The following is a 15,013-nucleotide window of genomic DNA, read 5'->3' on the forward strand; positions in this document are numbered from 1 at the left end:
CCAAAATACTAGCCCAACACTTTATCAAAGATTTTGACATCTCTGTAGGTTAAGAAAAGGCACGAGCTATTGACTCCCTAGCTCGCACCTTGATATTTCACCCCAACAATTGACATAGAGCCAAAAAAACAGAAATCCTCATTGGAAATCTGTTTTTCGATCGCTTATTTGGTTTTTTGCTTTGGTATTTGAATCGTAATTTGATAGTACTCATCAGACTCTTCCTCTTCCATCTGTAAATCCATGCCGTTATCCTTTACCATCGTGATGGACTGCTTGATTGTGTTCACAGCAATTCGAACATCACGACTAATTGCTTGGCGCTTCGGTTTTGCTTTTTTAGGTTTTGGCTCGGCGGGAAGTAACGTCTGGATATGTTGCTCCGTCTCTTTCACATTCCACTTGTTCTCGATAATTTTCGCCAAAACATCAAGTTGCTTTTCTTCCGTCTCCAAAACGAGTAAGGACCGACCGTGACGCTCCGAGATTTGCTTGTCTAAAACGGCTTGCTGGGCGGCTTCTGGCAACCTTAGCAAACGCAATTTATTAGCTATCGCGGACTGACTTTTACCAACACGTTGGGCTAATGCTTCTTGCGTCACTTCTTGCATGTCTAGCAAACTTTGATACGCTTTTGCTTCTTCAATTGGTGTTAACTCTTCACGTTGCAGATTTTCAATTAAGGCAATGGATGCTACTTCATCATCTGTAAGATTTTGAACGATAGCAGGAATTGTGTCCCATTCCAATGAAGAAACAGCGCGGAATCGGCGTTCACCAGCGATAATCTCGAATTTTTCGGGCTCATATTCACGCACAACAATTGGCTGAATGACGCCATGAATGCGGATTGTTCTGGCTAATTCTTCAATTTTTGACGCATCAAAGACAGTTCTAGGCTGATAGCGATTCGGAATAATAGCTGCGACAGGAAGTTCCACGATTTGTTGCATGAATTCCTCCACGGTTTCTTCCGTTTCAATCTCAATATATTCCTTATCTTTCTTTCCGAATAAGCGCGAAAAAGGCATTATCAAATCATCCCTTCTAATGTTTGTCGACAAACGCTCATCTCCGTCGTTAAAGTCTGCGCGCCAAGTTCGGCGCATTATCTACGAAAATCGGTTGTTCGATAGTTTGGAATTTCACTTTATCCACTCTGTCCATTTTAGCAGAAATTTGCTGATAAATATACGCTTTTCATTCAATTGGTTGTTTGTTTGGCGTACCAGCTTTGCGAGGATACTTATTTGGCGTCTCTTTTACTTTTTCAATCAAGTACAAATTACGTTCGCTTTCCTCGATTGGCAGTAGAAAATCATAATGATCTTTCACTTTCCCGCCGAGTGTTGCAATCGCTTTGGCACCAATTTTCAGTTCCTGTTCCGCTTGCATTCCCTTCATCGCTAGGAAAAAACCACCCTTTTTGACTAGTGGTAAACAAAGCTCGGTCAATACGCTCATCCTTGCTACGGCACGCGCTGTAACTAAATCAAAGCTCCCGCGGAACGCCTTATTTTGACCAAACTCTTCCGCTCGTGCATGATGAAAATGAACCTTATCCAATTTCAATTCAGCCGCAAGCGCGTCTAAAAAAGTGATCCGTTTCTGCAAGGAATCCACAATCGTAACATCCAAATCAGGAAAACAAATTTTGATTGGAATACTTGGAAAACCTGCACCCGCACCAACATCACAAACCGTTCCCACACCTTTAAAATCAACATAAAAAGTCGCAGTAATCGAGTCATAAAAATGCTTCAAATAAACCTCATCACGCTCTGTAATAGCCGTCAAATTCATTTTTTCATTCCATTCGACAAGCATCTTGAAATACAGATCGAATTGCGCCATTTGCGTATCGGATAACTCAATTCCTTTTTGCAATAATTGCTCTCTAAACTGTTCTGGATTCACGTTTTTCCCTCACTTCGTTTTTGCGATTTTGCCTTGCTCAATATACACTAACAAGATGGAAATATCGGCGGGATTCACACCTGAAATACGGCTAGCCTGCGCGATCGAAAGCGGTTGGATTTTCTTCAATTTCTCCAGTGCCTCCGTTGCCAAACTGCCAATCGCATCATAATCGATGTTTTCCGGAATTTTTTTGCCTTCCATACGCTTCATTTTTTCCACTTGATTCAATGATTTCTCGATATAACCTTCATATTTAATCTGAATTTCAACCTGCTCCTCGATATCTGCGGTTAGCGATGTTTCACGTGGAACAATCTCCATCAAAATATCATACGTAATCTCTGGACGTCTCAAGAAATCCGCCGCTAAAACGCCATCCTTGAGCTCCGTGCTACCCATATCGACCAACATTTTCTGTACAGCCGCAGTCGGTTTAATACGCGTCGTTTTCAATCGTTGTTTTTCAGCCTCAATAGCCTCACGTTTCGCTACAAAACGGGCGTAACGTTCGTCGCTAATTAGACCAATTTCACGGCCAATCTCGGTCAAACGCAAATCCGCATTATCATGGCGTAACAACAAGCGATACTCCGCGCGAGACGTCAACAAGCGATACGGCTCATCGGTTCCCTTCGTCACGAGATCATCAATGAGAACGCCGATATAACCTTGATCGCGTCCAAGCACAACTGGCTCTTTTCCAAAAGCACGGCGCGCCGCATTGATTCCAGCCATTAAACCTTGTCCAGCCGCCTCTTCATAACCACTTGTCCCGTTCAATTGCCCCGCTGTATATAAATTCTCGATTCGTTTCGTTTCAAGCGACGGCCACAATTGCTCCGGCATCACCGCGTCATACTCAATCGCATAACCAACACGCATCATTTCGACATTCTCAAGTCCAGGAATCGTCGACAACATCTCACGCTGCACATCCTCTGGCAAACTCGTCGACAAACCTTGCACGTAAACCTCTTCCGTATTGCGACCCTCAGGCTCTAGGAAAATTTGATGGCGCGGCTTATCGCTAAAACGCACAATCTTATCCTCAATCGACGGACAATAACGCGCACCCGTCCCTTTTTTAGTCGCAGTAAACATCGGCGAACGATGCAAATTTTTCTCAATAATTTGGTGTGTCGCCTCATTTGTATACGTCAACCAACACGGCAACTGATCCATAATGAAATCCACCGTCTCATAACTAAAGGCACGCGGAACATCGTCACCAGGCTGTTCTTCCGTCTGCGAATAATCGATGGAACTCGACTTCACACGCGGTGGTGTCCCCGTTTTAAAACGACGCAACTCAAAACCTAGCTCCTCCAAGTGCTCCGAAAGCTTGATCGATGGCTGCTGATTGTTCGGACCACTAGAATAACGCAGTTCACCAACAATAATCTCACCACGTGAAAATGTCCCCGTTGTCAGCACGACCGTTTTAGCATAATAAATCGCACCGCTGTTCGTGATAACGCCTTTACAAACACCATCTTCTATAACTAACCGATCCACCAAACCCTGGCGTAGCGTGATATTTTCCTCTTTTTCAATCGTGTGCTTCATTTCGTGTTGATAATCCCACTTATCCGATTGCGCACGCAAAGCACGAACGGCAGGGCCTTTTCCAGTGTTAAGCATCCGCATTTGAATATGCGTTTTATCCGTATTTCGACCCATTTCACCGCCGAGCGCATCGATTTCGCGCACAACGACACCTTTTGCAGGTCCGCCAACAGAAGGATTACACGGCATGAACGCCACCATATCTAAATTAATCGTCAACATCAATGTTTTCGCGCCAATTCGACCACTCGCAAGGCCCGCTTCCACGCCCGCATGTCCCGCACCGACCACGATTACATCATAATGTCCCGCATCATAAGTTTGCATATTTCAACACATCACTTTCCTAAACAAAATTGGTTAAATAGCTGATCGAGCAATTCATCTTGCACCGACTCACCGATAATTTCTCCGAGTAAATCCCAAGCCCGCGTCATGTCAATCTGAACGATATCCACTGGCATTCCGGCATCCACGCCATCAATAACCGCCTCAATTGCCCCAATCGCCTCATGTAAAAGCGCAATATGACGCGCATTCGAAACATATGTCGCGTCCCCAGCATCAATTTCTCCCGCGAAAAATAAATCCCGAATCGCGATTTCAAGTTGCGCCAACCCCGCATCATTTACAAGCGACGTCTCGACCACAGGATTATCCCCAGCAAGCTCCCGAACCCGCGCCACATCAATCTTCTGCGCTAAATCCGTCTTATTCAAAACGACTACAAAATTATGTCCCGCGACCGCCTCAAACAACGCCTCATCTTCCACACTCAGCGGCTCATTTTGATTCAACACCAACAAAATAAAATCCGCATCCTGCAAAGCTTTACGCGACCGTTCCACGCCAATTTTTTCAACAATATCTTCCGTCTCGCGAATACCCGCTGTATCAATCAGGCGAAGCGGCACGCCACGAACATTCACATACTCCTCAATAATATCCCGCGTCGTACCCGCAATATCCGTCACGATCGCCTTTTCCTCCTGAATCAACTGGTTCAAAAGCGATGATTTCCCAACATTCGGCCGACCAATAATCGCCGTCGCCAGTCCCTCACGCAAAATCTTGCCCTGTTGCGCCGTCAACAATAACTGCTCCACCGAAGCCCGCACCAATTGCGCCTTCTCCACCAACATCCGCTGCGTCATCTCTTCCACATCGTCATATTCCGGATAATCTATGTTCACTTCGACCTGCGCCAAAGCATCTAAAATTTCCTGTCTTAAATTACGAATTAAGCGCGACAAACTACCGTCCATTTGCTGTAGCGCAACACCCATCGCACGGTCCGTTTTCGCCCGAATCAAGTCCATCACGGCTTCCGCTTGCGACAAATCAATCCGCCCATTCAAAAACGCCCGTTTCGTAAATTCACCAGGTTCCGCCAATTTTGCCCCATTTCGAAGCAATAATTGCAACACCCGATTTACCGAAACTATCCCGCCATGCGCATTAATCTCGACCACATCTTCCCGAGTAAACGTCCGCGGCGCACGCATGACCGTTGCCATGACCTCCTCAACCGTCTCCTTCGTGCTTGGATCCACAATATGACCATAATGAATCGTGTGACTCTCGACCGCGCTAAGCGATTTTTGCGCACAAAAAATGCGATCCGCTATCTGAATCGCCTCATCACCGCTCAAACGAATAATAGCAATGGCTCCCTCGCCCGGCGGTGTTGAGATCGCAGCAATTGTATCAAATTCCATTCTTTACCCTCACCTTTCTAGGAAAAATCAGCTCACAAAGAAGCACGATCTCCTAATCGAATAAATTTTGGCACATGACCTGTGCATATCATCAACATTTGCTCCGCTTTCACCAAAGCTAATAATGATTGGTTTTATATAGTTATCCGAAAAAAGTTATCCACATATCCAGATTTTTAAGATTTTAAAAATATCCTACCCCTTATTTTAACTTATCCACATGTGAATAACAATAGTTTTGGATTAATTTCTGAAGTTATCCACACAACAAAAAAAGCAATAAGCTCAGAATCAAACTTATTGCTCCCATTTACTATTCTTCAGTTCCATCCGTTTCGGTATTTTCTATTGGTGCTTCTTCGGCAGGAGTAACTTCATTTTCGGATACTTCTTCATCCACGAATTCTTCCTCTTCTTCTTTCGGCACTTTTGCAACGGTCGCTACAAATTCATCATCATCCAGACGAATCAGTTTCACACCCATCGCGCTACGGCCAGTCTGAGAAATATCGCCAACGGAGAACCTAATCAGAACGCCGCCGATAGTCATCAGCATCAAGTCTTCCTCACCAGTGACGGTTTTCAGAGCGACAAGATTTCCGTTTTTCTCCGTGATGTTGATGGTTTTAACACCCATACCACCGCGATTACGAAGTGGATACTGTGCAGCGAGCGTTTGCTTTCCATAACCATTCTCCGTCACGACAAGCACTTTCTCGTCGTCTTCAAGGATTTCCATGCCGACAACCTCATCATCTTCACGAAGGCGAATACCACGCACACCAGCCGCTGTACGACCCATGACACGAATATCAGTCTCCTCGAAGTAAATCGATTGGCCGAATTTCGTTCCGATGATGATTTTTTTGCTACCATCTGTCATTTGAACAGAGATCAATTCATCATTTTCACGAAGTTCCACAGCTCGCAAACCACTTTGACGAATCTTCGCGAATTGTGTCAACGTACTACGCTTCACGACGCCAAGTTTCGTTGTAAAGAACAGATACTGATCATCCGTAAAGTCGCGCAGGTTAATCACGGCATTTACTTTTTCCTGGCTCTCGATGCCAAGCAAGTTGATAATCGGAATCCCTTTCGCAGTACGGCTATATTCAGGAATTTCATACCCTTTCGCGCGGTAAACTTTCCCTGTATTCGTAAAGAATAGCAACGTATCATGCGTACTCGTAGCTACAAGATGCTCCACGAAATCATCTTCATGCGTGCCCATTCCTTGCACACCACGGCCACCACGGCGCTGACTACGATAAGTCGAAAGCGGCAGACGCTTGATATAGCCTTTATTCGTAAGCGTAATCGCGACTTCTTCTTCAGGAATTAGATCCTCATCTTCCAAACTTACCAAATCACCCGCCAAAATTTCCGTACGGCGTTTGTCCGCATACTTCTCTTTAATCTCCGTCAATTCTTCACGGATAATTTCTAAAATACGCTCATCATCGCCTAAAATCGCTTTTAAGTCTGTAATCAGAGCCATCAAGCTATTAAACTCATCCTCAATTTTATCGCGTTCCAAACCAGTTAAACGTTGCAAACGCATATCCAAAATCGCTTGAGCTTGTTTATCAGAAAGGCTAAATTGTGTCATCAGACCTTCTTTGGCAATATCTGCCGTTTTTGAAGCCCGAATCAATTTTATAACCGCATCAATGTTATCAAGGGCAATTCGCAAACCTTCTAGAATGTGCGCGCGAGCCTCCGCTTTACGCAGCTCAAATTCCGTACGGCGACGAATAACGATTTTTTGATGCTCTAAATAATGGTATAAAATCTCTTTCAAATTTAACACTTTTGGATGGTTCGCAACAAGTGCCAACATATTAATCCCAAAAGTCGTTTGGAGAGCTGTCATTTTATACAAGTTATTAATAATAACGCTGGCACTAACATCACGACGAACCTCAATGACCATACGCATACCTGTACGGTCAGACTCATCATTGGCAGACGTAATACCATCAATTTTCTTCTCACGAGCAAGCTCAGCAATGCGCTCAAGTAGACGCGCCTTATTGACTTGATACGGCAACTCCGTAATAACGATTGTCTCTTTACCATTACTCTTCGTTTCAATCTCCACACGAGCACGAAGCGTGATCGAACCACGACCCGTTTCATAAGCACGACGAATTCCAGAACGACCCATAATCATCCCAGCAGTAGGGAAATCAGGACCAGGAATATACTCCATCAACTCACGAATCTCGATATCAGGATTGTTACTCAGCGCAAGCACACCGTCAATCACCTCACCAAGATGATGCGTTGGAATATTTGTCGCCATCCCAACCGCAATCCCAGACGAACCATTGACAAGCAAGTTAGGAAAACGCGCTGGCAAAATATTAGGCTCCCGCTCCGAACCGTCATAGTTATCAACATAATCAATCGTATCTTTATTAATATCACGCAAAAGCTCCATCGAAATTTTGGACATTCTGGCTTCCGTATAACGCATCGCAGCCGCCATATCCCCATCGACCGAACCAAAGTTACCGTGCCCATCAACGAGCATATTCCGATAACTAAAATCTTGCGCCATCCGAACCATCGTGAAATAAACCGCCGTATCACCATGCGGATGATACTTACCGATAACTTCGCCGACAATACGCGCCGACTTCTTATAAGCCTTATCAGACGTCATACCAAGATCATTCATCGCATACAAAATACGACGATGCACAGGTTTCAAGCCATCTCTAACATCTGGAAGAGCCCGAGCCACAATAACACTCATCGCATAATCTAAGAAAGAAGTACGCATCTCTTTATTCAAATTGATTTCCGTCACTCTTGACTCTGGTGTTTCTGACATTTTTCAAGAAACCTCCTTCAAATTACAACACATATGATATGTATCTCCCAGAATATTTCCCGGGAAATATTATTATTTATTAAATCTTTAATCCCTTGATCTTGCAGTTTCCCGACTTGAAATGGGAAACCTCAGCGCGCCAGCAAATGCTTAATTCCTAGGCAAAAGCGAGTACCGAAACGGAGCGTACGACTTGTACATCAACTGAAAACAGGGAGGGAGTCTTACCCCCGACCATGTGAGAAGTTATGCGAAGCGTAGCGTAGAAGAGTATCGGAACGGAACTTTTAACGACGGAAGTGAGCGTTTGCTGGTGCGCTGAGAGACTTAGACGTCGAGGTTTTTAACGTACTGTGCATTCTCTTCAATGAATTTACGACGCGGTTCCACGTTATCACCCATAAGCATCTCAAACGTTTCATCCGCCGCAATCGCATCATCAATATTTACTTGGAGCAACGTACGGTGTTCAGGATTCATCGTCGTATCCCATAATTGTTCAGGGTTCATCTCACCCAAACCTTTGTAACGCTGAATACCATATTTCGTATCAGCTTCCAGTGTCGCCAAGTAATCTTCCAATTGGTTATCACTGTAAACATATTCCTGCGTCTTACCGTGTTTAATCTGATAAAGTGGTGGCTGTGCGATATAAATATACCCAGCATCTACCAAAGGACGCATATAACGATAAAATAACGTCAATAACAACGTCCGAATATGCGCACCATCGACGTCGGCATCGGTCATAATAATCAATTTATGGTAACGTGATTTCGCAACGTCAAAATCGCCACCAAAACCGGTTCCCATTGCTGTAAAAATCGTCCGAATTTCCTCGTTCGCTAAAATTTTATCTAAACGCGCTTTTTCTACGTTCAAAATTTTACCACGAATTGGAAGTATCGCTTGGAATAAACGATCACGACCTTGTTTAGCAGAACCACCGGCAGAGTCACCCTCTACGATGTAAAGTTCGCTGATAGCAGGGTTTCGCGAAGAACAATCGGCCAATTTACCTGGTAGGCTCGAAATTTCAAGACCACTGGATTTACGTGCCACTTCACGTGCTCGCTTCGCTGCAAGACGCGCACGGCTCGCCACAACACCCTTGTCAACGATTTTTCTAGCGACCGTAGGGTTTTCCATTAAGAACTTATCTAAAGCCGTAGAGAACAGCTTATCCGTGATTGTACGCGCTTCGGAGTTACCGAGCTTCGTTTTCGTTTGACCTTCAAACTGTGGATCCGGATGCTTGATCGAAATAATCGCTGTCAGACCTTCACGAACATCTTCACCAGACAGATTATCATCACTTTCCTTGAACAACTTGTTACGGCGCGCATAATCATTAATAACACGTGTCAAAGCCGTTTTAAAGCCTGATTCATGCGTTCCACCTTCATACGTATGGATATTATTCGCAAATGAAATCAGATTGCTCGAAAAGCCAGTATTATATTGCATCGAAACTTCCACCATGATGCCATCGCGTTCACCTTCAATGTAAATAGGCTCGTCGTGAATGACCTCTTTAGAACGGTTTAAATGCTCCACATAAGACTTGATTCCGCCTTCATAATGATAATCTTGGCGTTGCTCTTGTCCCTCACGTTTATCTTCAATCGAAATTTGCAAACCACGATTCAAGAAAGCAAGCTCTCGCGTACGCGTTCTAAGCGTGTCATACTCAAAATCCGTCGTTTCTTTAAAAATCTCTGGATCCGGCGTAAAATGAACAATCGTCCCGCGATAATCAGACTCGCCACGTTCTTCCAAGTCCATAACCACATCGCCACGCTCGAAACGTTGGTAATACTGGGTGCCGTCACGGTGAACTTGTACTTCTAGACTCGTTGACAAAGCATTAACAACAGATGCACCAACACCATGCAAACCACCAGAAACCTTGTAACCGCCGCCGCCAAACTTACCACCAGCATGCAATACTGTAAAAATAACCTCAACTGTAGGACGACCTATTTTTTCGTTAATCCCGGTTGGAATTCCACGACCATTATCGCGTACAGTGATACTATTATCTTTTTCAATCGAAATTTCAATTTCCGTACAGAATCCAGCCAATGCCTCATCGATACTATTATCAACAATTTCCCATACCAGATGATGCAAACCACGTTGACTAGTAGAACCAATATACATACCCGGTCTTTTACGAACAGCCTCTAAGCCTTCTAAGACCTGAATCTGATCATCGCTATACTCATCCGCATTTCCTTGCACATTCGTCATATTTTCCTCAGACATCTAATATCCACCGCGCTTTCTTATCCGTTTACAAAACTATATTTTGATACTATTTCTTCGTTACCGTGCCTTTTTCCACCCAAAATGTCGTCGCATCATTCAGCGTTGCATGGTCAATGCCGTCGATACTTGTCGTCGTCACAAACGTCTGCACCTTGCCTTGAATCGCAGCCAACAAATGGGATTGCCTGAAATCATCCAACTCACTGAGCACATCGTCCAGCAATAAAACCGGATATTCGCCCGTTTCCTCAAAAATCAAATCAATTTCTGCAAGTTTCACAGAAAGCGCTGTCGTCCGCTGCTGGCCTTGTGAGCCGAACACCTGTACATTTTGATCATTGACATAAAAGAAGAGATCATCTCGATGTGGGCCAATTAGCGTAACACCTCGATCGATTTCTCTTTGAGCGATTGATTCCATTTTCTTATATAAATTCGCTTGCCACTGCGCCGCATCTGAACCCTCAAGCTCAACAGACGGCTTATATTCTAATTTCAAATGCTCCAACTCGCGTGAAATCTCAAAATGGATTGGAACCGCGAATTGCTCCAACCTTTCGATAAAATCCGCCCGGCGCTTCGTTAATTTCACCGCAACCTCGATAAACTGTTCGGTTAAAATTTGCCACATCGTTGGATCGTGTTTGCGCTTGATCTGCGCTTGCTTTAAAAAATGATTGCGTTGTTGCAAAATGCGTTGATACTGACTCAAATCATGCAAGTAAACCGGCTGCATTTGGCCGATTTCCATGTTGATAAAGCGTCTTCTCACGCCCGGCGCGCCTTTTACGAGTGATAAATCCTCTGGGGCAAACATGACGACATTCAAATTCCCGACATATTGGCTTAGCTTCTTCTGTTCTAAATGGTTAACCTTAGCTTTCTTGCCTTTTTGTGTCAGCGTTAGCTCTAGTGGAACTGATTGCCCATGTTTTTCGACGCGACCTTCAATTTTTGCAGATTCGGCGTCCCAACTGATGAAATCCTTATCATTCGTCGTCCGATGTGATTTCGCAACTGCGAGTAATAAAATTGCTTCCAAAAGATTCGTCTTACCTTGCGCATTCTCGCCTAAAAAAACGTTGACCTTGTTATCAAATGTCAGTTCCTGTTCTTTATAGTTGCGAAACTGGCGCAATACTAGATTCTCTAAATGCATATAATCCCTTAACCTTCTTTGATCAGCCTTGTTGGATCTGGATTTTACCCTCACCAGGAACTAAGACTACATCACCGTTTCGTAACTTACGACCGCGACGATTATCTTCTTCTCCGTTTATATACACCATGTTTTCACTTAAAAAAGCTTTCGCCATGCCGCCGCTCGAGATAACATCCATCATTTGAAGCAGTTGCCCAAGTGTAATATATTCGGTATTAATTTTAATACTTTCCGCCATTTTTTTCACGTCCAATCTTAATAAGCCCTATTCCTCTATTTTACTAGAAAATCAGCCAGAATACAACGAAATTATTTATATATGCGTTTTTTAGCCAATTTTAATAAAACTAATAGGGGGATATTATTTTGGTTTATAAATAAATATGGGGCTTCTCAGCGGGTTTTTGTTCTTAAAGCACAAAACTTCACGATTTTCTTTTTTCCATCCGGCGTCTTTAAATCCAATCGATACAAACAGATTTTTCGCGACCGTGTCCTCTGTGGAAACAGCAACTTTCACTTCAATGCTCTCCGGATTTTTCACAAATACAAAATCAACCAATTGTTCCAAAGCGCGGCGACCTAAACCTTGATGTTGGTAATCTTTATCTATCACAAAACCCGAAATCCAATGATTATCCTTCGATTCATCCTCAAACGTATACAAAATAAAGCCGACTAATTCCTTCTCTGAGTATATGCCATATGGGTTGTAAACCAGCTTCGAATCCTCTGGCTCACCAGCGATGCGCATCAACGAATCAGCAACAGAGTCAACAAATGGCTTCTGCTCACGAAAAACGCTTATTTCTGAAGCCTTTTCCCACATATCCAGAGGTAATTTTCTAATAATCATCTATCTTACTCCTTTATTTTCACTTTCTATTCCTTACTCCCCATTCTACTATAGTTCCTTCTTGATAACAGCTTTTCGCATCCACTTGCCCGATTTATAGCGCCATAGTCCGAGCATCGTCGCGCTGACCCAAGCCGCCGGTGTTGCCCACCACAAGCCCATATAACCTAAAAATTGTGCCAAAATAAAACCGATAGCAAGTCGCGCTACCAATTCAAAAATTCCCATCCAAAGCGGAATAATCGCGTCCCCAGTCCCACGCAATGTTTCGCGCACAACGAATAAAATCCCGACAACGACATAGAATAGCGATACAATTTTCAAATAACCTGTTCCAATTGATAAAGCTTCAGTCGCCGAACTATCCAGAAACAGCGTCAAAAACTGATGCGCGAAAAGCTGTACTAATACAGTTAAGACTAAGCTGACGACAGTCACTACTTTTATCCCGGACCAAAAGCCTTGTTTCACCCGATCAATTTTACCAGCTCCTATATTTTGACCAGCGAACATCGAAGAAGCCGCACCGAATGCAATCCCAGGTTGATATGTCAGCGAATCAATCCTACTGGCTGCCGTATAAGCTGCAACAACTGTCGCGCCAAAACTATTAATCAAGCCTTGAATCGCCATATTTCCAATCGAAATAAACGAACCTTGTAACGCCGAAGGAAACGCAATTCGGAAAATTTCTTTAAAAATCGCGCTATCAAAATGAATATCCTTCTTTTTCAAACGCATGTATGGAATTTTGCGATAGCTATAAATAATGCATAAAATCGCCGAAACGAGTTGACTAAGAACAGTTGCCCAAGCGGCTCCTGCAACACCCATACCAAGTCCCACGACAAAAAGAAAACTTAGCGCAATATTGAGTAGTGACGAAATAATAAGAAAATAAAGTGGCGTAATCGAGTTTCCAAACGCCCTCAAAATCGCCGAAACCCCGTTATAAAGTCCCATTGGTAGTATTCCGATAAATAAAGTCGTCACAAAAAGCACAGAATCATCTAATATTTCTGTTGGTGTTCCTAAAAGCAGCAACAACGGTTTCGCGAGCAAAATTCCGACGATCGTTAATGCCACAGACACCGAAACAATCATAATACTCGCCGTCGCAAGCACTCGTTTCAATCGCTTAAAATCCTGAAAACCGAAATATTGCGCCACAACAACGGAAACACCGCTCATTAATCCAATCACCAACGATAGAAAAAAGAAATTAAGTGCATTCGTCGCCCCAACAGCAGCAAGCGCGTTCACACCAACAAATTTTCCGACAATCATCGCATCCACCATGACATAAAATTGCTGAAATAAGTTTCCAATTAGCATCGGCATCGCGAAATAAAAAATCGTTTTCGTCGGATTTCCAGTAGTCATGTCCTTAATCATACTCTGGCGCCTCCTTTTATGTATTCAAGTACAACACAAAGCCCGCCCAATTTTCACTGAGCAGGCAAGATAATCTTTAGTACGTACGAACCGGCGTGATCAATTGTAAAATTTCATTTGGATTTTCCGCATCTTTTGGTCTAAGTACGAACGGACGCATCGTTCCCGAGAAAGAAATCTGGATATCCGCGCCATCAAAAGCACGCAACGCATCCATCATGTATTTCCCGTTAAATGAAATCTTCAATTCCTCACCAGTAAAGCTTTGACTGAAAACTTTTTCAGAAACATTTCCGACCTCAGGTGAATTAGACGAAACTTCGACCTGACCGTTTTCCAAAGTCATTAATTTAATCACGTTATTACGATTTTCACGAGCAAGTAGGGAAGCACGATCAATCGCCTGTAAAAAGGATTTCGCATTAATAATTAAATCTGATTTCGTTTCCGTCGGGATAAGGCGAGAAGTATCAGGATAACTGCCTTCCAAAAGACGCGAATAGAAAAGTAAATCCTTCAGTTTGAACAAAATTTGATTATTAGCAAGCACCATTTCAATCGAATCCGTACCTTCATCCAAAATTTTATTCAATTCAGATAAACTTTTTCCAGGAATCACGATATTGTATTCCTCATCAATTTCGGTTGCTAGCGGAATTTCGCGTAACGCTAACCGGTGACTATCCGTTGCTACAGCAGTCAAGATATTATTCTTAATAATCCAGTTAACACCAGTCAAAACAGGACGAACCTCAATCGCCGAAACAGCAAAAACAGTCTGTCTAACAATATTTTTGAGGACAGAAATCGGGATTTGAATACTTTTACCAGCAGTCACTTCTGGTAATTTCGGATATTCTGCTGGATCAAGTCCAATCAAGTTAAACGACGCTTGCCCAGAACGAATGTTGGTTTGATAATTCGTCGTCACTTCAAGCTCCACACTGTCATCCGGTAAACGACGAACAATATCACTAAAATAATTCGCCTGCAAAACAATACCACCAAAACTCTCCACTTCCACTAGAATTTCGTCGTTTTCAATAAGAGGTATAAAAGCTTCAATCGAAATATCAGAATCACTACCAGTTAATGTGACACCTTCATCATTCACTGTGATTTTAATACCTGTTAAAATTGGAATAGTAGTCCTTGAAGAAATAGCACGCGTCACTTCATTTACCGCCTGAACAAGACGATTGCGCTGAATTACAAATTTCATGAGAATTCCCCCATTTTTAGTTTCTTTTTCTAAGTATAACATTATATCAAAATATGTTTAA

At 43.2% G+C, this 15,013-nt stretch carries 11 protein-coding genes; all 11 read right to left on the minus strand.

Features of this window, described 5'->3' with window-relative positions; translation table 11 throughout:
* Positions 1-164: 164 nt before the first annotated feature.
* The 11 genes from noc to dnaN all read right to left on the minus strand — a co-directional run bounded on the left by noc (position 165) and on the right by dnaN (position 14,952).
* Positions 165-1,031 (minus strand): nucleoid occlusion protein, encoded by an 867-nt coding sequence (noc, locus tag HPK16_RS15200; RefSeq protein WP_181677792.1) that lies wholly within the window; start codon positions 1,029-1,031, stop codon positions 165-167.
* Positions 1,032-1,200: 169 nt separating this feature from the next.
* Positions 1,201-1,917 (minus strand): 16S rRNA (guanine(527)-N(7))-methyltransferase RsmG, encoded by a 717-nt coding sequence (rsmG, locus tag HPK16_RS15205; RefSeq protein WP_181677756.1) that lies wholly within the window; start codon positions 1,915-1,917, stop codon positions 1,201-1,203.
* Between the two features lie 9 nt (positions 1,918-1,926).
* Entirely contained in the window at positions 1,927-3,813 is a 1,887-nt protein-coding gene (gene mnmG, locus HPK16_RS15210) for a tRNA uridine-5-carboxymethylaminomethyl(34) synthesis enzyme MnmG (protein WP_181677757.1), read from the minus strand.
* An 11-nt stretch (positions 3,814-3,824) separates the two neighbouring features.
* The gene (mnmE, locus tag HPK16_RS15215) at positions 3,825-5,204 is read right to left on the minus strand and encodes a tRNA uridine-5-carboxymethylaminomethyl(34) synthesis GTPase MnmE (RefSeq protein ID WP_181677758.1); all 1,380 of its coding nucleotides are present in this window, start codon (positions 5,202-5,204) and stop codon (positions 3,825-3,827) included.
* Between the two features lie 313 nt (positions 5,205-5,517).
* Positions 5,518-8,046: a DNA gyrase subunit A gene (gyrA, locus tag HPK16_RS15220; protein ID WP_181677759.1), complete on the minus strand. Its 2,529-nt coding sequence runs from the start codon at positions 8,044-8,046 to the stop codon at positions 5,518-5,520.
* 327 nt (positions 8,047-8,373) lie between these two features.
* Entirely contained in the window at positions 8,374-10,314 is a 1,941-nt protein-coding gene (gene gyrB / locus HPK16_RS15225) for a DNA topoisomerase (ATP-hydrolyzing) subunit B (RefSeq protein ID WP_181677760.1), read from the minus strand.
* Between the two features lie 49 nt (positions 10,315-10,363).
* Positions 10,364-11,476 carry a DNA replication/repair protein RecF gene (recF, locus tag HPK16_RS15230; RefSeq protein ID WP_181677761.1) on the minus strand — a complete coding sequence of 371 codons (1,113 nt, stop codon included), beginning with the start codon at positions 11,474-11,476 and terminating at the stop codon, positions 10,364-10,366.
* Between the two features lie 22 nt (positions 11,477-11,498).
* Positions 11,499-11,717 (minus strand): S4 domain-containing protein YaaA, encoded by a 219-nt coding sequence (yaaA, locus tag HPK16_RS15235; RefSeq protein WP_036061057.1) that lies wholly within the window; start codon positions 11,715-11,717, stop codon positions 11,499-11,501.
* A gap of 123 nt (positions 11,718-11,840) precedes the next feature.
* Positions 11,841-12,335: a GNAT family N-acetyltransferase gene (locus HPK16_RS15240; protein WP_181677762.1), complete on the minus strand. Its 495-nt coding sequence runs from the start codon at positions 12,333-12,335 to the stop codon at positions 11,841-11,843.
* A 48-nt stretch (positions 12,336-12,383) separates the two neighbouring features.
* A complete protein-coding gene (locus tag HPK16_RS15245) occupies positions 12,384-13,730 on the minus strand; it encodes an MATE family efflux transporter (protein WP_181677763.1) in 1,347 nt (448 codons plus the stop codon).
* A gap of 76 nt (positions 13,731-13,806) precedes the next feature.
* Positions 13,807-14,952, minus strand: a complete 1,146-nt coding sequence (gene dnaN, locus HPK16_RS15250) for a DNA polymerase III subunit beta (RefSeq protein ID WP_181677764.1) — start codon at positions 14,950-14,952, stop codon at positions 13,807-13,809.
* Positions 14,953-15,013: the final 61 nt, after the last annotated feature.

Origin of the sequence: Paenilisteria rustica, from assembly GCF_013820765.1 — a bacterium.
Taxonomy (GTDB): domain Bacteria; phylum Bacillota; class Bacilli; order Lactobacillales; family Listeriaceae; genus Listeria_A; species Listeria_A rustica.